This is a genomic window from Shewanella sp. c952 (assembly GCF_019654975.1).
Classification (GTDB): Bacteria; Pseudomonadota; Gammaproteobacteria; order Enterobacterales; family Shewanellaceae; genus Shewanella.
This window is the reverse complement of record NZ_BPEW01000003.1, coordinates 205,757-225,010: the sequence shown is the minus strand read 5'-3', so window position 1 is coordinate 225,010 and position 19,254 is coordinate 205,757. Positions and strand designations below refer to the sequence as shown.

The following is a 19,254-nucleotide window of genomic DNA, read 5'->3' as shown; positions in this document are numbered from 1 at the left end:
GTTTATATCGATACTTCAACCTGATTGGCATCAGATTAGATTTGATTTTATTTGGAATTTTTAATGAATTTTTCATTATCTTTTTATATTGGTTACCGCTATTGGCGCGCAAGAAAGGCTAATGCCTTTGCCTCTTTTATTACCATATTCTCTGTGTCCGGCATTTTATTAGGTGTTGCAGCACTAATTGTAGTGAGCTCGGTGATGAATGGCCTTGAAGGGCAACTCAAAAAGCGTATTTTAGGCGCAGTACCGCAATTAACGGTGCATTCTGAAGTTGCATTAGATAATTGGCAGCAAGATGTCACTAAAATATCAGCATTAAAAGGTGTGCAAGGCGTTACGCCGAGTGTAACTACCCAGGCGATGTTGCAGTCGCCGTCTAATATTGGTGCAGCGCAAGTCTATGGCGTATACCCACAGCAGGAGCAAAAACTACTCAGCTTGACGCGTAATACTTATGCAGGTGATTTTGATGCGCTCGTTGCGGGGAAGTACCGTATTATCTTGGGCGCTGAACTGGCGCGTAAACTGGATGTAGTCGTCGGTAATAAAATTCGTGTATTGAGTGGCGATGGCGTGGTTTATACCCCATTAGGTCCAATTCCTAGTCAGCGAAAGTTTACTGTGGCGGGTATTTTTGAGATGGGTTCTCAAGTCGATGCGAGTGTCGCCTACATGCATCATGACGATGCACAGCGCTTGATGCGTCAAACTCCTGGACAAGTGAAACAACTGCGTGTTTATTTAGACGATCCGTTTAAGGCCTCTACCATCGCGCCAAGTGTGCAAGGTTATTTCTCCCATAAAGTCACAACGACAGACTGGCATGATTCCTATGGGCACCTGTTTGGTGCGGTCAAAATGGAAAAGAATATGATGTCTTTAATGTTGAGCCTGATTATCGCTGTCGCAGCATTTAATATTGTTTCGGCTTTAGTGATGATGGTGGTTGATAAAACCACCGATGTGGCAGTGTTAAAAACGCAAGGATTAACAACCTCAAGTGTGATGGGTATTTTTATGATCCAAGGATCATTAAATGCCATCATTGGCCTGCTTACCGGCGTGGCTGCGGGTGTGCTGCTGACGCTTAATTTAAATGAAATCACCAATGTATTGGGGATTTCCATTCTTGGTGCTGGACAGAACCTGCCGGTACAACTCGAGTTAAACCAACTCAGTTGGATAGTGATAGGTACGCTTATCATGACTTTATTAGCCACCATTTACCCGGCCTTAAGAGCTGCCAATGTTCAGCCAGCGAGCACCCTTAGACATGAATAGTGAGTCAACAATGAATTCAGAATTATTGCTACAAGTTAGCAATGTCAGTAAGCACTACACTGATGGTGCGGTTGAAACTCAAGTGTTACATAGCGTTAATATTGAGGTTTACAAAGGTGAGCAACTGGCGATAGTAGGAAGCTCTGGCTCCGGTAAGAGTACATTACTGCATATTATGGGCACACTGGATAAGCCCAGCAGTGGCAGCGTGGTCATGCTCGATGAAGATCTTTATAAACTATCGAGTAAACGTCAAGCTCACGTGCGCAATAGTAATATTGGTTTTATCTATCAGTTCCATCATCTATTGCCTGAATTTAGCGCTTTGGAAAATGTCTCGATGCCGGCACTTATTCAAGGTAAAAAGCGTAAAGAGGTAGAGAGTAAAGCCACAGCATTACTAGAAAGAGTTGGCCTTGGACATCGTTTAGCACATACGCCCGCAGAAATGTCGGGTGGTGAGCGTCAGCGAGTCGCCATTGCTCGTGCATTGATCAATGATCCCAAGTTGGTACTTGCCGATGAACCAACAGGGAACCTTGATGCCAATAGTGGAGAGGCTGTTTACGAATTGATTACCGAACTTGCTGCACAGTTAGGAACCGCATTTGTGGTGGTGACTCATGACCAAGACCTTGCCGCTAGAATGGACAGGCAACTGCATATGAAAGATGGCCATTTGGTGAATGCTGAGGAGCTCGCTGGATGAAAAGCCTGTTAGCGATGCGGATTGGCTGGCGCTTTTATTTAGCGCGGCAGTCAAACCGCTTTATCAACTTTATTTCGTTTGCATCAACCGCGGGAATAGCGCTTGGTGTTGCAGTCTTAATCATCGCTTTATCGGCAATGAATGGTTTTGAAAAAGAGCTAGAAGATAGGCTGTTAGGTGTTGTCTCTCATGGTGAGTTAGCGGGGGTTAACGAACCAATACAAAATTGGCCGAGCATCATTGCTGATGCCAGTAAGGTGCCAGGGATCGTCGCCGCGGCTCCCTTTGTGCGGATGCAAGGTTTGATTCAAAAGCCTGGCGGGTTTCAAGGTTTGACGGTGCTTGGGATCGATGGAGAGCTTGAGGGTAAGGTCTCTAATATTCGCGACTTTATGTCTGAGCAGAGCTGGAACAGCCTGCAGGATGAAAGCAAAAATAATATAGTGCTTGGTAAAGGCTTAGCTGACAGTTTAGATGTAGCGGTAGGGCAATCCATTAGCCTATATATGCCCAATAACAGCAAACAAGCCCAGAATAAGATTGCTGCAGCTAAAAGCCAACGCTTTGTTGTTTCGGGTATTTTTGAGCTTGGTGGTGAGCTAGATACTTCCACTGCTTATGTGCCTATGGCTTTTGCCGCTGATCTACTTAAGCTAGGACAGGGGGTTTCCGGCATTAGGATCAAGGCCAGTAATGTATTTCAAGCGCCAATGTTGATCCGTGACCTAGGTTTTAGTCAACAGCAATATGTTTACATTACTGACTGGACACGAACTCAGGGACATCTGTATCAAGATATACAACTTGTCAGAATGGTGATGTATCTTGTGTTGGCATTAGTCATTGCAGTCGCTTGTTTTAATATTGTTTCTACTTTAGTGATGGCAGTACGAGATAAACAGTCTGAAATCGCTATTTTATTGACTATGGGCATGAAAAAAAGCGCGGTGATGCTAATCTTTATTGTGCAGGGCGCATTAAATGGTCTGCTAGGCTGTGTGATTGGTAGCGCTTTAGGCGTAACGGTTGCGTTTAACTTAAGTGATATTGCCGCCGGTATCGAATCTATATTAGGCATTCAGCTGTTGTCAGCAGATGTTTATTTTATCGATTTCTTGCCTTCGCAGTTGGTTGCTACTGATGTGATTATGGTTGTGTCATTGGCATTTGTGATGAGTTTAGTTGCCACACTTTATCCTGCGTGGAAGGCTAGTCAAACACCGCCAGCAAGCGCATTAGCAGGTAGGTGATGTCAGTTTTTCGGCTAAAGTACTAGTCGGAAATTAATCCTTTAGTATTAGAGTGGGCACAAGCGTGTTCACTCGCTATCTTCAGCCTATCTTTCCTAAACCTTCCGTAAACATTACCCTCTTTTTTGATGACGATAAATCCGCCAGAGCCCACCCCCAGCTTTAGACTCTTTTCATTAACTGGTGATTGAATTCGGCGGCGACGATGTTTATGATTCGATGCTCTCTACCAAATATCAATACACTGTCTAATCTCTATAATAATTGTGTATTGCCTAGTTTAAAAAGGAAAATCGATGAATGCTGCTGAACACTACCCAATAGGTACACCAGGCCAGAAATGGAATGATGCAGATAAGTCTGCTTGGCTTGCATTGCAGTCCGTTAAACGCTCTTATAAAGAGCAAGTGCTAACAAAGGTGTTGGCTTTGGGTGAAAAGTTCACGTTAGAACAATACGCTGCTTTGTCTGTTGATGAGGCCAAGTACCCTTTATACGCACTAAAAAGTAATAACTGGCAGACTGACAAACCGATTATTTTGGTAACGGGTGGCGTTCATGGTTACGAGACCAGCGGTGTACAAGGTGCAATTCGCTTTATGGAAACTAAAGCGCAAACTTATGCAGAGCATTTTAATATTGTGCTTATTCCCTGCGTAAGTCCTTGGGGTTATGAGACGATAAATCGCTGGAATCCCAGTGCTATTGACCCTAATCGTTCATTTTATGCTGATAGCCCCGCTGAGGAATCAGCGGCGTTATTAGCTTATCTTGCGCCCATTAATGAACAGATTTTTGCTCATATTGATCTGCACGAAACCACTGACACTGATAATAGTGAATTCAGACCTGCATTAGCTGCTCGCGATGCAAGCGTGCATGATAATTGGAATATTCCAGACGGTTTTTATCTGGTGGGTGATACCATCAATCCACAGGCTGATTTTCAAAAAGCCATTATTGCTGAAGTTGAGCGAGTGACTCATATTGCGCCAGCTGATGAAAGCGGCAAGCTAATTGGGGTTGAGCTTGCTCAATTTGGGGTGATCAATTATGCAACTAAGGCGTTGGGGTTATGTGCTGGCCTTAGCGGTGCTAAATATGTGACCACAACAGAAGTCTACCCAGACAGCCCATTGGTGGACGATGAAAACTGTATTATTGCCCAGGTAGCTGCGATAACGGGTGGTTTGGATTACCTACTGACCTTGTAACTTATCCCATTTAGCTGAACGTCGCCTCTAGTGTTAATAGGAGGCGATAGCAGCATTATTTTATGCTGTAACTCTAGCTTTCTTGATTTAATCCTTGTGCTTTAGGTCGGTTTGTTGACAGAAATCACTGGTGATTCTATCTCCGCTCAAAATAATTTGTAAAAAATTCCAACTCCAATTCAAACAATGAGCCTATTAATTAAGCGCTTGCTAAAGCATAGGTTGTGTTGTGCCGATTTTGTTTTAAACAATCATCATTAAATCATTCGCTTAACTGGTACTCCCGTACCTAAAATTTATCTTGATAGCTTATTTTCTAATCGTTAGGTTGGCGAAAGAGCTCAGATCTCTGGCCTCATAAAGAACATTCAGACTATAACAATAGAGATAAAAAAATGAAGATCTTAAAACAATTCACCTTACTGGTGTTGGTCGCAATAAGCCCCTTTGTACACAGTGCGACAGGGGTCGCTTTTATACATGGAACAGGCCATCAGACTGATGCGCTTAACGATTATTGGAGTTCAGAGTTTGTTGATACCGTTAGGCAAGGAATAACTGAGCCGGATAATTACGTCGTGATCAATTGTGACTTCGACCAATACATGTGGGAGCAAGCTGCTGCAGGCTGCTTAGCCCAGCAGTTATCGAGTTTCATCAGTGACAAGCAGATAGACTCATTGACAATGATCACTCATTCAAATGGTGGCAATGTGGTGCGCTGGCTTCTATCTAATCCGACTTGGGATAGCCGCTATCCAAATATTATTAATGTTACTAATCGAGTGGTTGCCTTAGCTCCCTCTAGTGGCGGCACGCCTTTGGCTGACGCGGTTAATCAGGGTAATGTTTTTGAAACTTCGCTGGGTTGGTTACTTGGTTATGGTAGTAATGCAGTTAAGCAGCAGCAAGTGAGCTGGATGGAGCATTACAACAATACTTGGCTACACGGTACAGCAGGTCGACCAGCGCTAAGTCGTCCTTTCGAAGTGGTTGTTGGCTCTGATGTCGATTCGGCAATTTGGGACGGTGACAGCTACTGCGCCGGCTATCAGTATCAAGTTGCTTTGGAAACCACACAAAACTGGCTAGATGATTGCTCTGATGGCTTCTTAGAGTGCAGCTCGCAAAGCGCTGCGGGAACGGTTTGGTTTACTGATAAACAGCGCACCGCTGGGCGAGAACCACTCAGTCATCAGCAAAGCCGACGTGCTTGCTTTAACCTTCACCGTCTCATTCGCGATCATATCTAGGAGCCACCAATGAACAGATTAACAACCGCCATGGTGTCTATCACCGCTGGATTTATCCTTGCTGGCTGTCAAAGTGAAGAGCAACAAGACCCACAGCCAGAGCAGAGTATACTAATCGTGAGTAAACAGTTTTCGTTGGCAGCAGTTCAAGCTGGCGATATAACCGTTGGCAATATTCAGGCGCCTTCTTTGGATGCGATTAACAACAGTAAAGATCCGATTAGTTTTGTTAATTCAACACCCAGCCAACAAGCCTTAGTGTTACCACTATCAAATACTAGCAGCGAAAGTGATGAGTTTTGGATGACAGTCTCAGGTGCTGAACTTAACAAAGGCGTTAAGCTTGCGATAAGCCAACCTGCTAGCATTATCCGAGTTGCACCAAGAGCCAATAATCATTCTGGCGCCTTGATTCAAAGTAAGTCGATATCACCAGAACAACTTCGATTGCAAAAAGTGGGTGATAAAACAGATAGCAAAGTGTCTTATATACAATCGTTAACGGATGCTGATGCGCTTGCAACGGCAGGCCTTGATGACAACTCAAGTGCGTTGACGTTATCGAGCAGTGCAACGGCAGGAACCTATAAGCTAACAGTGGCGCAACCTCTGCCTAAAAGTGGCCAATACCTGCTGAACGTTAAAGAGAAGGGCTCACCCTATAAGCTAAAGCTGTCAGCTAACAATCGTATCTCTAGTGATAAGCCAAACGTGCCATTTACTTTGCAGTTAACTAATAGCCAAACAACGTTGCAACCACAAGCCAGTTTAAAGCATGCCGATGGCAATATTCAGACTTTGGCGGTAGAGCAGATAAATGGGCAGTGGCAGGCTAAGCTGCCGACTGTATCGAATATGCCTTCGAGCAATGCTGGTTTGAGTGAGATCCAAGTCAATGTGCAAACTCAAGTAAATGGTCAAGCGGTCTATAGAACGGTCAAAACGGCTTTTAAGCAGTATGTTGCCAGCGCGAAACTAAGCAGTAACGTTGCGAGTCAGTGGCAAGCAGGGTTGCCGTCGCAGCTCACTTTTGCTGTTGAGCTACAACAGGAGGGTCGTTTTGGCGTCAATGCAGCATTAACGGGCACAGACTCTGTGGGCAATGACGTACTCATCTTGACCAGCCAATCAGCAGCTTGGTTAACGACAGAATCATCGACAATATCACTTGATTTAAATACTGATGCTATTAAAAACTCAGGGCTTAAAGCACCCTTTAAACTCAAAGCGTTGGAGTTTGTAGATCAAGGACAGATGGTAAGGCTAAGTTATCAGCAACAAGCATTAACCATGAGTCTGTAGTCAATTAAACATTAAAAATAAGCGCGCCTAATCAGGCGCGCTTTTTCTTTGCGCTTGATAGCCATATTCTTATGATAATCTAGGCAGGCAATTACTATATTTATCGCTTAGTTTGTACAACTACATGTTTAAAAATACATTTATACAAATAAGAGTACTTCAATGACCGATCACAGATATACCATTATCGAGCAGGTAGCTACTGCCGAAGATTTCGTTCGCCTTCGCATCATTACAGGCTTAACGCCTAGGCCATTAGAGGCTGCAAAAAAGGCGTTGCCTAATAGCGTTTATGGCGTGCATATCTGTGTTGCTGAGCAAACCATTGCGATGGGCCGCGTTGTGGGTGATGGAGCGTTAAATTTTGATATTGTCGATGTTGCTGTCGATCCTGACTACCAAGGGCAGGGCTTTGGTCGACTTATCATGCAAAGCATTATGGATTACCTCGAAAATACAGCCTTTAAAGGTGCTTACATTACCTTAATGGCGGATGTACCTGAGCTATACACAAAGTTTGGATTTAAGTTAAGCCGGCCAGCAAGCGAAGGTATGTATATTATTAAGTAATCTCAGCCGGCTAATCTCGAACACTCACTGACTCTTGTAATAATTGGTACAAATATTTAGCTGCAGGCCCAGATTTTGCGCCTTTCGGCAGCGTAATATGCAGCGGCACTTGATACTGCTGCGCATGTTCAACTTGTAGCACGACAACATTGTTGTCAGTAAATTTTTCGATAATATGCATTGGTAAACGGCAATAACCCAGTCCTTGTTGCATTGCATGCACTGCATGGTCGAAATTATCAACCGTGATCCGTTGATTTGATTTTAACCAACCTACATCTTGTTTACTGTTAATGCCTAGATCTCGCACCACTATCTGCCTATTGCTACTTAGATCTGCCAAACAAGGCTTAGGCTTTGATGCTAAAGGATGGCATGTTGCCACGACCGGCAACATGCTGACGACCCCAAAAGCTTCAGATGGATGATTGGTGATAGGCAGAGTAATAATTGAAATATCAGCAGTTTCACGATTGACCATCTCTTGGGTTTTTGACAATGAGGTTTCTACAACTTGTACTGAAGTTGTGTGGTTTTGCTTAAAAAATAAAGCCATCGGTTCATATAGCCACTGGCGGTCACAAAGGTGATCGATTGCAATCGTTAATTCAGACTCAACCCCTTGAACCAATTGATTACTAATCTCTTCCAGCGCTTTAGCTTGTTCTAACATTGTCTGGGCGCGGCGCAACAGTGACTTTCCATCGTCGGTGAGTATTGCACGGCGCTTTTCAACCTTTAGCAATGGCACGCCAAGTTGTTCTTCTAACTTTCTGACAGCATAAATCAGCGTAGTGTGGCTTTTGTTTAAAGCTACTGCTGCAGCTTGAATGCTGCCAGCTCTATCTATTTCAAATAATGTGAGCCATTGCTCTAAGGTTGTTTTTAATCTCATGGTCTAATTTACCTACATTAAATGGCAGTATTATGAACTTTTCTGTCTGGATTTTATAAGTAAGATGGTTGGTATCGCAAGTATTGCTGAGCAGATAGTGACTTATCAGCGTAGCGAACTTGTCATTTACTACTATTTTTGGAGACAAATTATGAATACATTACTACAAGTCGATTTTGATTATAGCGGCCCATTTGACAGTGAGATGGCGAGCATGCTTAAAGCGCTAGCCGAATCTATTAACCATGAGCCTGGGTTGATTTGGAAAATATGGACTGAAAGTGAAACAGAACATTTGGGCGGTGGTATCTACTTATTTGAAGATGAGAAGTCAGCCAGTGCATATCTAACAATGCACTCAGCACGACTGAGTAAAATGGGCATTGAAAATATTCGGGGTCGGATCTTCGCAGTGAATACCGCGCTTTCTGCGATTAATAATGGTCCAATCGGATAAAATAGCTAAGGAGCAAAGGTTATGAATAATAGTCAAATTTTAACTTTACATGCTGTGATTTACGCGCTGTTTGCCTTGGTATTGTTTTTTATCCCAACACAAATTTGGCCAATTTACGGTGTAGAGATAAATGATCAGTACGCACTGTTTTTGTCACAGCATACGAGTATATTTTTAGCTGGTATTGCCGTTATCTGTTTTTTGCTTAAAGACATCGACAAGGGAACTTTGGCTAAAAAGCTATTTATCGCCTTATTCATTACCAATCTTATCGGCGTTGTGATCACTCTGAAGGCTGCGTTCACAGGCATTCTTGTTGGATTAGGTTGGAGTGATCCTGTGTTTTTCGCGTTTATGGCAGTGTTAAGCGTCAGACAGATGATGAAGCAGTAATCTTAGCAATAAAAAAGCAGCAACGTCTTGGTTGCTGCTCTGAGTTGTTAGCGCTGTTTCTATTCACATTCTGAAGCTATTACCGCTTTTATGCCGTGCGAGTGAACCTTGATGCATAAACCGTCTTTTTTAAAGGCGATGGTTGGATTAGCTAAGCGCTCTTTATCTCCTTTGGGTGAACTCATTTTCACCTTTACTTCGGTCTCACCTGCCAGTACCGGCTTGAGATTTGGTAGTGCTGCTAACAGATCTTGGCTGAGAGTTTCACACTCTTGAGCAGCTGATTTTAAAACTAACTCAATATGTTCCCAACCTTCTGCCGGGTATGACTTTTCTCCAGGGAAGGGCAGTTCGACACATTCGATAGTCATGTCACCAAGTCGCAAAGGCTGGTTTAGCTCAATAATTAAAATAGGACGGCCGTTGATCATGTTGTTCGAGATGATTGTGCCATGTTCTGCAAACTCAAGTTGTAACTGCTGCGCAGCTTGGGTGCTATTGACTCGCAGCGCAGTATGATCGCATTCAAGTGCCAGTTTATCCAAGCCAAGCTCGCTCATAAACTGAATAATAGATTGGCTAAAGACTGGCCAACTGCTGGCTAGTTGTTCATAGGTCATTAATTTTTCTCTGCTGGAGCCCGCTTTTAAACGGGCCTACTTTTTTGATTTAAAGTTTTTATTTCAAGAGGTGTGGAGCGTTATGGCCAGATCTCGATTGGGGTGCCTTCATCAATCGCGCGCCAAAGCTCATCCATCTCAGCATTGGTTACGGCTATACAGCCGTCAGTCCAATTGTACTGCTGAGCCTCTATTGGGCTCAGGCTGGAATTAGGGTTTTCACCATGGATCATGATTTGACCACCGGGCTCTATGCCAAGTGCATTGGCGCGTAAGCGATCTTCATCATTAGGGTAGGAGATGTGAATAGAACGGTAATAAGCACTGTCTGACTTTTTATAGTCCAGTAAGTAACGTCCTTCAGGGGTGCGTTGATCGCCTTCTGTGAGTTTATGGCCAACCGGGTTATCACCCATGGCAATGCGGTAAGACTTTAACACTTTGCCTTCGCGTAGCAGCGACAAACTTGATTCTGATTTGGTGACGACAACCAAATCAGCTTTACCACTGGCATGAGCTAAGTTCGTTTGGAAAACGCTTAGTACCAGCATTAATGAAACAATTGTTGAGAAGAAAACCCGCATTTACAACCCTGAGCCTAATGCCCTTAGCATGTAGAAATTAGGCCTATGTTACCTCAAAATCTGGTGATTGTTGACGTACAAGCTTAAGATTATTTTTGAGCTCTGCTTGTTTGCGTGTCACACTATTCATACCACCTAATTTAATACCTTGATAATTCAGCTTATGTCAGATGAATTATCAAGCGGCTTCACAGCAAGGAACGGCGCTATAGATGGCTACAGAAACCGACTCGGAAAGCTTATTTAAACTTAAACTTCGCCGAATAATCTTTGGTACAGACACTCCTGCAGGTCGCTTCTTCGATATCAGTTTAATCGTTTGTATTATTCTAAGCGTCATGTTGGTCTTTTTAGATACTGTTGCCCACATTCATCAGCAGTACGGTGAAATCATCGTTGTATTAGAGTGGTGCTTCACCATTATATTTACTGTGGAATACCTACTGCGCTTATATTGCTCAGCGAAACCGCTGGAATATGCTAAGAGTTTTTATGGGGTGGTCGATCTGCTTTCAGTGCTGCCTACATATTTGGCTTTAGTATTCCCAGGCGCCAATTTTACTATGGTGATCAGGGTATTAAGGCTATTTAGGATCTTTAGAGTCTTCAAGTTGTTACGCTATTTAAGCGAAGGAAATCTGTTGCTTCGAGCGATGATGCAATCGAGCCGAAAAGTATTTATCTTTTTCTTTTCAGTCAGTTTAATCGTCGTGGTGTTAAGCTCTATTATGTATGTTGTAGAAGGGCCTAATAATGGTTTCTCATCAATCCCTAAGTCTATCTACTGGACGATAGTGACGATTACGACTGTAGGTTATGGTGATATCACCCCCGGAACAAATTTAGGCCAAGCTATTGCCGCATTTACTATGTTGCTTGGCTATTCGATTATCGCTATTCCCACAGGCATTTTAACTGCTGAGATCTCACAAGAGATTGGCAAACACAAAGATTTACGTCGTTGTAGTAATTGCTTAAAAGTAGGTCATGAAACGAATGCGTTGTACTGTGATAAATGCGGTAGCGAACTAGAAGCCGACATTTAGTGCAGGCGAAATGGCTCAATGATTGAGTCATCCCTGTCTTTAAAATACTGCACATAGCGTCTAATGTGCAGTTTAGTTAGTCAAATGGATTAAGAGGTTTTATGGCTGTTGCCAAGTTTGTACAAGGATCGATACTGCGCCATATCTTGGTGATGAGTTCAACGGCCGCTGTAGGGATCTCAGCGCTATTTGTAGTTGACCTGCTAGATATCTTTTTCCTCAGTTTATTAGGTGAACAAGAGCTTGCCGCTGCTGTCGGTTATGCCGGCACTATCTCTTTTTTTACTACCTCGATTGGTATTGGTTTATCGATAGCGCTTGGTGCATTGGTATCACGCTCCATTGGTGCTAAAGAGGTAGAAAAAGCCAAGCGATTACTACTTAATAGCGCTGTGGTGACATTACTGATCAGTATTGTGGTCGCGGTTATTGTATTTTTGTTTATACCTGAGTTGTTATCGCTGGTGGGGGCTACAGGCAAAACCGCAGAGTTAGCGGCTGGTTATCTTTATATTTTAGTCCCTTCATTACCCCTTATTTGTTTGGCAATGGCACTGGGTAGTGCGCTGCGAGCGGTGGGTGATGCCAAACTTTCAATGGTATCAACATTGATTGGTGGCGGTGTTAATGCGGTTTTTGACCCTATATTTATCTTTATGTTTGCCATGGGGATTGAAGGGGCGGCAGTCGCTTCAGTATTGGCACGTCTAGCGGTATTTGTTGTGGCAGCCAGAGGAGTTATTGTTAAGCACAAACTGTTTGGCCGTTTTAACTTAGATCATTTCATCGCCGACTTAAACCCTATTTTTGCTATCGCGGGTCCTGCAATGTTAACCAATGTTGCGACCCCTATAGGTAATGCCGTAGTGACCCGTGCGATTGCTGATTTTGGTGATAGTTATGTTGCTGGTTGGGCAGTGCTTGGCCGTTTGATCCCAGTCTCTTTCGGTATGATATTCGCGCTTTCTGGCGCTGTTGGCCCTATTGTAGGCCAGAACTATGGTGCTCAGGAGTTTGGCCGAGTCAAAGAGTCACTAACCCGTGCGATTCAGTTCTGTAGTGTTTATGTGTTGGTGGTCTCGATTTTGCTATTTCTAACCCGAAACCAGATTGTAAGTGTGTTTGATATGCAGGGTGATGCTGCTGAGCTTATCTTGTTTTTCTGTAGTTATATTGCAGTGTTTTTCATCTTTTCGGGGATTCTGTTTGTTGCCAATGCCTCGTTTAACAATTTAGGAAAAGCTAAATATTCGACGCTGTTTAATGTAGGCAAAGCAACGGTTGGTACGATCCCATTTGTGTATTTTGGCGCGCAATGGGGCGGAGTATATGGCGTGCTAATTGGGCAAGCTATTGGCTCAATCATCTTTGGTGTGCTCGGTGTACTCATGGCTTATCGCTTAGTCGAGAAAGTTAGAGGTTTTGCGACGGTTCAGATGGTTACCGAACAGGGTCAACCGTTGCCAACAGCAACAACTGCTGATGAAATGAGTAGTGAATTTGATGAGGAGCTTAGTCTGAGTAGCCAAAATCCGATGTCGTCATCGTGTGCCAATATGGCGATGGTGACAGAGGAGCAGGATTGTGAAGCAAGTAATGAAATTGCTGAGCTTATTGGCGTTAAAGGCGAAGATTCGTCAACCAAGTAAGCCCAACAAATACGTTTAATTAGCTAGCAGGTGTGCTGTCTTTATCACTCGCTTGTGCATCAACGTCAGTTGCTGCATCGTTCTGATTAGCTAGCTCTTCTGCAGCAAGCTTTGCTTGTTGCTCTGCACGCTCAGCCTTAGATACGTATTTTTTGATCGTAGGTGGAGTGTGCTTATTAAGACGAGCTTTAGCACGCTTAGCCGACAATTTGATCATTTTCTGTTTTCTGTTCATGTGTTCTCTACGATAACGTCAATCTAAGATAAGTTTAGCGCAATAGGCGCTGAGCTTGAAATTGGAAGCGGATTTTACCCTAAAGCGCTCCGCGATGCCACTGTACTCATTTGATTTCAATTCGATGAGCTTTCACCTAATTGCAACTGCCTAATACACTCTACCCTTATGCTCGATTCAACAGCTTTAAAGAATCGTGACCGAGCTCGCTAGTTGTAGATTAAAGTTAACCTAGGGCAAGATTTATTGTTAGGCTCTTATTTTACCTATTGGTTTGAGGATAATATGCAAACTATCACCTTTTTTCAACGATTTGAATCAGACATTCTAGCGGGCAAAAAGACCATTACTTTGCGAGATCAGAGCGAGTCTTATTTTAAGGCCGGGCAAATAGTGCATGTGGCTAATTTGGAAACGAGCCACTGTTATGGTCAGCTTGAAATCTTGTCTGTTGCTTGGGTCAAGTTTGACGATCTTAATCAGCTTCATGCGGAGCAGGAGAATATGACGCTTGATGAGTTAAAAACCCTAATCAGAGAAATTTATCCTGAAATAGAGCAACTTTATCAAATCAATTTCAAACTGCTGTAGCAGTGATCCTTTCACTGCTATTCGAAAGCATGCTTTTCGAATAACGATAAACCATGCAAAAGCTGTACTGAGCAAGTAGACTTAGTGTTATTCAAGTGAATAACACTAAGTCTACTGTGATGACAGAACCAACAAATCAAACTGAAGCCGCCAATCAAGTTCGAGAAGCGCTTCTTTGCGCTGCTCGCAGCTGTTTTATCTCCTCGAATTACGACAAGGTCAGTATTCGCCAAATTGCCAATGAAGCAGGCGTGAATATGGCGATGATCCGTTACTATTTTGGTAATAAAATCGGTTTGTTCGAAGCGATGATGATAGAGCATTTGAAGCCGGTATTAGCGCGAAGCAAATTGATGCGCACAGCTGACACAAAGTCGATAATGGCAGATATTATTAACGACTTTCATCAATCTATGAGTGCTACACCGGACTTCCCGCGCTTTTTGTTTCGCTTGATGAATTCTGAAGGCTCGACTGAAGCCAAAGCGGTGGTATTTAAACTCTTTACCCCTTTGGCTAACTTGATCCCGATGCCTAAACCATTACTCGAAAAATGTACCGGCACCGACCCCATGTTAGTCAAAATGTCTATGATGAGCTTGATGGTGTTCCCTTACATCATTCCAGCGCCAATGGCTGAGTTGCATGGCTTTAAACTCGACAGCGATTTTTACACTAAATTGACGCAACACAACATAAAACTGCTAGAGCAAGGGTTATTTGGAGAGCAAGACTGATGGACATGATTAAAGGTAAGCGTTGGTATTTTTTCCCTGCAATGGCAGTCGGCGTGGTCACTCTATTTGCGGTGATATCATTTAAGGGGCATCCGCCGCTAGAAGAGATGTCTGAGCAGAGTAAGTTAGTTGATGTTGTTCCACTCAATCAAAGCTCGGTAATCGCGCAGGTTGATGCATTTGGCCGTGTTGCGCCTAAAGTTCAATGGCAATTACTCCCTGAAGTGGGTGGTAAAATTATTTACAAACACCCAGATTTAGCCGTCGGGAAAATGCTACCGGAAGGCACGCTGTTATTATCAATTGATCCACTTGATTATCAAATTCGTCTCGCCCAAGCACAGGCTGATAGAAAAGCGCTTGAAGGGCAACTGCAAGGTAAAGCACTGCAGCTGGAAAATCTTAAGTTGTCGCTCGATATTGAGACTAACCGCTATGAATTGGTTAAGTCTGATCTAAAGCGCAAAGAGACGTTACGAACAAAAAACCTTATCTCCCAGTCAGAGCTTGATGGTGAACGTCAAAATGTATTGGCGCAGAAACAGAAGATCCAAGATCTCAATAACAGTCTCAATCTAATGCCGAACGAGACTGATGTGTTGCAGGCCCAGTTATTACAAGCTGTTTCTCGGGAAGAAGAAGCGCAAAGCCAACTCGATAAAACTGAGATCCGCCAACCATTTGAAGGACGAGTATCTGAAGTCAACGTTGAAAATAATCAAGTGGTGGCACCACAACAAGTGCTAGCAAGAATTAACGGCACAGAAGTCATGGAAGTGGAAGCACAGTTATCTTTAGCTGATCTGATGACCTTAATGAAAACCGTCGATAAGCCAGCTATTTTTGACAAGCAACTGCCCAACGCAGAAGCTCTCGGTTTAACCGCTGAAATAACCCTGAAAAGTGCAGCATATGTGTTTAAGTGGCCAGCTAAAATAAGCCGTATAGGTGAAACCGTTGATCCAACTCTGGCGACTGTGAGCGTGGTACTGCAGGTCGAGCAGCAATATCGTGAACTTAAAATCGGTCAGGCACCACCGTTAGTGAACGGTATGTTTGTCAGTGCTCGTATTAAGGGTAATGCTAAAGATTACTGGATGGTGCCAGAGCGTGCACTTCATGGCGATAAGTTGTATCTGATGGACAGTGACAATAGCTTGCAGCTCATCAAGGTACAGGTGCTGTTTCGCCAAGAGGGTCAAGCAGCAGTGCAGGGCGAGCTTTATGACAATATGCAATTGGTATTAACCGATATCATTCCAGCAGTCACTGGCATGGCTTTACGTCGTCAAAGCGATAGCGCTGATGCTTCCAGTGATAATGAGGGGCTAGTACAGTGATCGCCTTTTTCGTTCGTCATCCTACAGCGACACATCTATTGATGTTGGCGTTAATTGTTCTGGGTATCAAAGCATTACCTGAGCTTAAGCGGGAAACCTTTCCTGAGTTTTCACCAAGCTATATTAGTGCTCGGGTGGTATTGCCTGGCGCGTCACCGCAAGATGTTGAAGAGAACCTTTGTTTACGTATGGAAGATGCTGTTGATAGCTTAGGCAGCATAATCGAAACCAAATGTGATGCGCTCGAGGGCGTGGCACAGATGACGCTTAAGCTCGATGATAAAGCGGATCTGGGACGAAACCTTGTCGACGTGCAGACTAAAATCTCTGCTATTAAAGATTTCCCTGCTGAAATTGAGCCTCCTATTGTTGAGGAGTTAGATTTTAGTGAACCGATCATCGATATCGCACTATCGGCAGCAACCAGCAAACCAGAACTCAAAGCCTATGCGGAAGATTTTAAACGACGCTTAAAGCTTGATACTAGCATTCGTCAGGTAGAGATCGCAGGCTTTTCTCAACATCAATTGTTGGTAGAGATCTCGCTCGATGCTCTCAAACGTTTAGGCATGAGTGTGTCAGATGTTGCCACTCAGATTGAACAGCAAAATGTGCAGTTACCGAGTGGTACCTTGGAAACTGCCAGTAAGAATATCCTAATTCGATTTGATCAACGAGAAGTGGAAGCCGACAAGCTCGCCAATATCGTTATCCGCTCAAATGCAGAAGGTGGCGTGGTGCGCCTGCGTGATGTAGCTAAGTTGACCGATAGATTCGAGCTTGATGAAGACCATATTCGTTTCGATGGTGAACCCGCGGCGATATTAACGGTGTTTAAAAATAAATCTCAAGATTCTCTGCGCCTCAAAGAGGAAGTGATTGGGTTTTTAGATGCAGAAAAACTGCGTACACCCGATGGTGTGAGCATTAGCACCTCTAACGATATGAGCTCTCTGTTGTGGGATCGATTAACCATGCTAATAAAGAATGGTTGGCAAGGGGTGTTACTCGTATTTCTTTGTATGTGGTTGTTCTTTAGTTTTCGGTACTCTTTTTGGGTTGCTATGGGCTTACCTGTTGCATTTATGGGTAGCTTGTTTTTTATGGCTCAAGTTGGCTTAACCATTAACATTATGACGTTAGTGGCATTTTTGATGGCTATCGGCATCATGATGGATGATGCGATTGTTATCGCAGAATCGATAGCCTCGCACATCGAGCGCGGCTTAGATAAAACAGAAGCGGTGATCCAAGGTGTTAAACGGGTGCTGCCCGGCGTCGTATCGTCCTTTTTAACCACGGTGTTTATTTTCTCCAGTATCGCCTTTATGGAAGGCGATATGGGTAAAGTGCTTAGGGTGGTGCCGCAAACCTTGCTGTTGATCTTAACCGTGAGTTTGGTTGAAGCCTTTTTGATATTACCCAATCACTTAGCCCATGCAGCTCAAGGCAAAGAGCGAAAAACCAGTCGCTTTAAAGCAGAATTTAATCGCCGCTTTGAACATTTTAGAACGGTCAATCTTGTTGCAGCAGTCGAGTGGGTGATTGCATGGCGTTACGCCTTTATGGGAGCCGTTATAAGCCTATTGCTGTTATCTGTGTCTCTTGCGGCTGGTGGCGTGGTTAAGTTTATTGGCTTTCCTGAACTCGATGGTGATGTGGTTGAAGCGCGGGTGATATTACCTCCTGGTTCGACTTTATCCCAAACAGAGCATGTCGTTGAAAAAATCGTTAATGCTGCTCAGTTACTTAATGATAAATACAGCAAAGATGAAGATGGTGAGCAGCTGATCCAACATATCACTGAGCGGTTTAATTTTAATGCCGATGCCAATGAGACAGGCGCTCATGTTGCTACGGTAAAAGTTGATCTGTTGAGTGCTGAAATACGGCAAACACTGCTTAATACTTTTATCCGTGAATGGGAGGAAACGGTTGGTGAACTGGTTGACCCTATTGCGATTGTGTACAAGCAGCCCTCTATGGGACCGGCTGGTCGGGCGATAGATATCCGCTTACGCGGTGATGACCTGCACCAATTGAAGGCGGCATCGATTGATGTTCAGCAGTATATCAGTGGCTTTAATGGTGTGTCTGGCGTGATGGACAGTATGCGTCCAGGTAAGTCTGAGATTTTGATGACCTTAAAACCAGGTGCAGAAGCCTATGGCGTTAACGGCATGATGTTAGCGAGCCAATTACGTGGAGCTTATTTCCACCAAACGGCAGATTACATTCAAGTAGGCCCTGAGAGTATTCAGATTGACGTGCAACTTGATAAAAGTGATGCGGCTAAGCTTGAGAATTTGGCTAACTTCCCAATAACCTTGGGCGCCTCTGGTGATCAAGTGCCATTGTCTGCGGTGGCTGATTTTTCTTGGCAACGTAATTACGTCAAAATCTCACGGCTTGATGGTATGCGTTTTGTCACCATTACTGGTGAAGTCGATACTCACTTAGCCAATGCAGGGGAAATTAATACTGCATTTAAAGAGGAACTGCTGCCTGATCTAATAAAGCGCTATCCAGGAGTGCGAGTCAGCTTTGAAGGTGAGGTCAAAGAGAATGCAACGACTCAAAGCTCAATGGTGTCAGGCTTTATTCTGGGACTGTTAGGGGTGTTCGCTATTTTGAGTTTGCAGTTTAAGAGCTACTTAGAGCCACTCATTGTGATGGCGGTGATCCCTCTGGGGCTAATTGGCGTGTTCTGGGGGCACTTATTGCTTGGGTTCTCGATGAGTATGCCATCGATAATGGGCTTTATCGCTCTGTCTGGGGTTGTGGTTAATGACTCGATACTTCTGGTGCAATATATTCGTTTTCATGTGGATGAGGGCCAGACTGTTCACCAAGCGGTAGTGAGCGCCAGTAAAGAGCGTTTTAGAGCGGTCTTTATTACCTCATTAACCACTGCCGCGGGCATGTTACCGCTGTTGCTCGAAACCAGTATACAAGCGCAGGTGCTACAACCACTGGTGATATCTATGGTATTTGGTATCTTTGCCTCAACCGCGTTAGTGCTATTTATGGTGCCAGCTTGTTACGCTATTTTAGAGGATTTTGGTAAGGTGAGTTTTGGTGCGAAAGAGAGTGGGTTGCCTGCTTAAAGGGAATGAATAAGG

At 43.8% G+C, this 19,254-nt stretch carries 19 protein-coding genes; 15 read left to right on the top strand and 4 right to left on the bottom strand.

The features are described from left to right. Positions 1 to 63: 63 nt before the first annotated feature. The 7 genes from K5R16_RS04100 to K5R16_RS04070 all read left to right on the top strand — a co-directional run bounded on the left by K5R16_RS04100 (position 64) and on the right by K5R16_RS04070 (position 7,585). Positions 64 to 1,287: a lipoprotein-releasing ABC transporter permease subunit gene (locus K5R16_RS04100; RefSeq protein WP_220736269.1), complete on the top strand. Its 1,224-nt coding sequence runs from the start codon at positions 64 to 66 to the stop codon at positions 1,285 to 1,287. 10 nt (positions 1,288 to 1,297) lie between these two features. Further along, complete coding sequence (gene lolD, locus K5R16_RS04095) at positions 1,298 to 1,996, top strand: lipoprotein-releasing ABC transporter ATP-binding protein LolD (protein WP_248975287.1); 699 nt, start codon at positions 1,298 to 1,300, stop codon at positions 1,994 to 1,996. Then, positions 1,993 to 3,246: a lipoprotein-releasing ABC transporter permease subunit LolE gene (lolE, locus tag K5R16_RS04090; RefSeq protein WP_220736267.1), complete on the top strand. Its 1,254-nt coding sequence runs from the start codon at positions 1,993 to 1,995 to the stop codon at positions 3,244 to 3,246. The genes lolD and lolE overlap by 4 nt, the downstream gene beginning before the upstream one ends. Before the next feature lie 296 nt (positions 3,247 to 3,542). Beyond that, positions 3,543 to 4,460 carry a M14 family metallocarboxypeptidase gene (locus K5R16_RS04085; protein WP_220736266.1) on the top strand — a complete coding sequence of 306 codons (918 nt, stop codon included), beginning with the start codon at positions 3,543 to 3,545 and terminating at the stop codon, positions 4,458 to 4,460. Positions 4,461 to 4,855: 395 nt separating this feature from the next. Beyond that, positions 4,856 to 5,713: a hypothetical protein gene (locus tag K5R16_RS04080; RefSeq protein ID WP_220736265.1), complete on the top strand. Its 858-nt coding sequence runs from the start codon at positions 4,856 to 4,858 to the stop codon at positions 5,711 to 5,713. A gap of 9 nt (positions 5,714 to 5,722) precedes the next feature. Then, a complete protein-coding gene (locus K5R16_RS04075; protein WP_220736264.1) occupies positions 5,723 to 7,015 on the top strand; it encodes a DUF4785 family protein in 1,293 nt (430 codons plus the stop codon). Between the two features lie 162 nt (positions 7,016 to 7,177). Then, entirely contained in the window at positions 7,178 to 7,585 is a 408-nt protein-coding gene (locus K5R16_RS04070; protein WP_220736263.1) for a GNAT family N-acetyltransferase, read from the top strand. A gap of 10 nt (positions 7,586 to 7,595) precedes the next feature. On the opposite strand, the gene K5R16_RS04065 is transcribed toward K5R16_RS04070, so the two are convergent. Beyond that, the gene (locus K5R16_RS04065; RefSeq protein WP_220736262.1) at positions 7,596 to 8,480 is read right to left on the bottom strand and encodes a LysR family transcriptional regulator; all 885 of its coding nucleotides are present in this window, start codon (positions 8,478 to 8,480) and stop codon (positions 7,596 to 7,598) included. A gap of 151 nt (positions 8,481 to 8,631) precedes the next feature. Between K5R16_RS04065 and K5R16_RS04060 the strand changes: the two genes are divergently transcribed. Both K5R16_RS04060 and K5R16_RS04055 read left to right on the top strand, forming a co-directional pair. Next, positions 8,632 to 8,937, top strand: a complete 306-nt coding sequence (locus tag K5R16_RS04060; RefSeq protein WP_308440791.1) for a monooxygenase — start codon at positions 8,632 to 8,634, stop codon at positions 8,935 to 8,937. A 21-nt stretch (positions 8,938 to 8,958) separates the two neighbouring features. Continuing rightward, positions 8,959 to 9,330 carry a hypothetical protein gene (locus tag K5R16_RS04055; protein WP_220736261.1) on the top strand — a complete coding sequence of 124 codons (372 nt, stop codon included), beginning with the start codon at positions 8,959 to 8,961 and terminating at the stop codon, positions 9,328 to 9,330. Positions 9,331 to 9,389: 59 nt separating this feature from the next. Here K5R16_RS04055 and K5R16_RS04050 read toward each other — a convergent pair whose 3' ends face one another. Both K5R16_RS04050 and K5R16_RS04045 read right to left on the bottom strand, forming a co-directional pair. Then, positions 9,390 to 9,950: a VOC family protein gene (locus K5R16_RS04050; RefSeq protein ID WP_220736260.1), complete on the bottom strand. Its 561-nt coding sequence runs from the start codon at positions 9,948 to 9,950 to the stop codon at positions 9,390 to 9,392. A gap of 80 nt (positions 9,951 to 10,030) precedes the next feature. Continuing rightward, on the bottom strand, positions 10,031 to 10,501 hold the full coding sequence (locus K5R16_RS04045; RefSeq protein ID WP_374758376.1) for a murein L,D-transpeptidase family protein: 471 nt from the start codon (positions 10,499 to 10,501) through the stop codon (positions 10,031 to 10,033). Between the two features lie 245 nt (positions 10,502 to 10,746). Here K5R16_RS04045 and K5R16_RS04040 point away from each other — a divergent pair, with 245 nt between their 5' ends. Beyond that, entirely contained in the window at positions 10,747 to 11,580 is an 834-nt protein-coding gene (locus tag K5R16_RS04040) for an ion transporter (protein WP_220736258.1), read from the top strand. Positions 11,581 to 11,681: 101 nt separating this feature from the next. Continuing rightward, on the top strand, positions 11,682 to 13,229 hold the full coding sequence (locus tag K5R16_RS04035; RefSeq protein ID WP_220736257.1) for an MATE family efflux transporter: 1,548 nt from the start codon (positions 11,682 to 11,684) through the stop codon (positions 13,227 to 13,229). A gap of 19 nt (positions 13,230 to 13,248) precedes the next feature. On the opposite strand, the gene K5R16_RS04030 is transcribed toward K5R16_RS04035, so the two are convergent. After that, entirely contained in the window at positions 13,249 to 13,464 is a 216-nt protein-coding gene (locus K5R16_RS04030) for a DUF2986 domain-containing protein (RefSeq protein WP_220736256.1), read from the bottom strand. A gap of 285 nt (positions 13,465 to 13,749) precedes the next feature. On the opposite strand from K5R16_RS04030, the gene yqfB reads away from it, so the two are divergent. The 4 genes from yqfB (at position 13,750) to K5R16_RS04010 (ending at position 19,239) form a co-directional block, all read left to right on the top strand. Further along, positions 13,750 to 14,055 carry a N(4)-acetylcytidine aminohydrolase gene (yqfB, locus tag K5R16_RS04025; RefSeq protein WP_220736255.1) on the top strand — a complete coding sequence of 102 codons (306 nt, stop codon included), beginning with the start codon at positions 13,750 to 13,752 and terminating at the stop codon, positions 14,053 to 14,055. A 119-nt stretch (positions 14,056 to 14,174) separates the two neighbouring features. After that, complete coding sequence (locus tag K5R16_RS04020; RefSeq protein WP_220736254.1) at positions 14,175 to 14,792, top strand: TetR/AcrR family transcriptional regulator; 618 nt, start codon at positions 14,175 to 14,177, stop codon at positions 14,790 to 14,792. Next, a complete protein-coding gene (locus tag K5R16_RS04015; protein WP_220736253.1) occupies positions 14,792 to 16,132 on the top strand; it encodes an efflux RND transporter periplasmic adaptor subunit in 1,341 nt (446 codons plus the stop codon). Before K5R16_RS04020 ends, K5R16_RS04015 begins: the two co-directional genes overlap by 1 nt. Beyond that, positions 16,129 to 19,239: an efflux RND transporter permease subunit gene (locus tag K5R16_RS04010; RefSeq protein WP_220736252.1), complete on the top strand. Its 3,111-nt coding sequence runs from the start codon at positions 16,129 to 16,131 to the stop codon at positions 19,237 to 19,239. Before K5R16_RS04015 ends, K5R16_RS04010 begins: the two co-directional genes overlap by 4 nt. The last annotated feature ends 15 nt before the right edge of the window (positions 19,240 to 19,254 follow it).

What these genes read in the sequence shown, in the direction of transcription:
- K5R16_RS04070 (WP_220736263.1), top strand. Translation starts at nt 7,178, where the DNA reads ATGACCGATCACAGATATACCATTATCGAGCAGGTAGCTACTGCCGAA.
- yqfB (WP_220736255.1), top strand. Translation starts at nt 13,750, where the DNA reads ATGCAAACTATCACCTTTTTTCAACGATTTGAATCAGACATTCTAGCG.
- K5R16_RS04050 (WP_220736260.1), bottom strand. Translation starts at nt 9,950, where the DNA reads ATGACCTATGAACAACTAGCCAGCAGTTGGCCAGTCTTTAGCCAATCT.
- K5R16_RS04080 (WP_220736265.1), top strand. Translation starts at nt 4,856, where the DNA reads ATGAAGATCTTAAAACAATTCACCTTACTGGTGTTGGTCGCAATAAGC.
- K5R16_RS04035 (WP_220736257.1), top strand. Translation starts at nt 11,682, where the DNA reads ATGGCTGTTGCCAAGTTTGTACAAGGATCGATACTGCGCCATATCTTG.
- lolD (WP_248975287.1), top strand. Translation starts at nt 1,298, where the DNA reads ATGAATTCAGAATTATTGCTACAAGTTAGCAATGTCAGTAAGCACTAC.
- K5R16_RS04015 (WP_220736253.1), top strand. Translation starts at nt 14,792, where the DNA reads ATGGACATGATTAAAGGTAAGCGTTGGTATTTTTTCCCTGCAATGGCA.
- K5R16_RS04030 (WP_220736256.1), bottom strand. Translation starts at nt 13,464, where the DNA reads ATGAACAGAAAACAGAAAATGATCAAATTGTCGGCTAAGCGTGCTAAA.
- K5R16_RS04075 (WP_220736264.1), top strand. Translation starts at nt 5,723, where the DNA reads ATGAACAGATTAACAACCGCCATGGTGTCTATCACCGCTGGATTTATC.
- K5R16_RS04065 (WP_220736262.1), bottom strand. Translation starts at nt 8,480, where the DNA reads ATGAGATTAAAAACAACCTTAGAGCAATGGCTCACATTATTTGAAATA.
- K5R16_RS04060 (WP_308440791.1), top strand. Translation starts at nt 8,632, where the DNA reads ATGAATACATTACTACAAGTCGATTTTGATTATAGCGGCCCATTTGAC.
- lolE (WP_220736267.1), top strand. Translation starts at nt 1,993, where the DNA reads ATGAAAAGCCTGTTAGCGATGCGGATTGGCTGGCGCTTTTATTTAGCG.
- K5R16_RS04020 (WP_220736254.1), top strand. Translation starts at nt 14,175, where the DNA reads ATGACAGAACCAACAAATCAAACTGAAGCCGCCAATCAAGTTCGAGAA.
- K5R16_RS04045 (WP_374758376.1), bottom strand. Translation starts at nt 10,501, where the DNA reads ATGCTGGTACTAAGCGTTTTCCAAACGAACTTAGCTCATGCCAGTGGT.
- K5R16_RS04100 (WP_220736269.1), top strand. Translation starts at nt 64, where the DNA reads ATGAATTTTTCATTATCTTTTTATATTGGTTACCGCTATTGGCGCGCA.
- K5R16_RS04040 (WP_220736258.1), top strand. Translation starts at nt 10,747, where the DNA reads ATGGCTACAGAAACCGACTCGGAAAGCTTATTTAAACTTAAACTTCGC.
- K5R16_RS04055 (WP_220736261.1), top strand. Translation starts at nt 8,959, where the DNA reads ATGAATAATAGTCAAATTTTAACTTTACATGCTGTGATTTACGCGCTG.
- K5R16_RS04085 (WP_220736266.1), top strand. Translation starts at nt 3,543, where the DNA reads ATGAATGCTGCTGAACACTACCCAATAGGTACACCAGGCCAGAAATGG.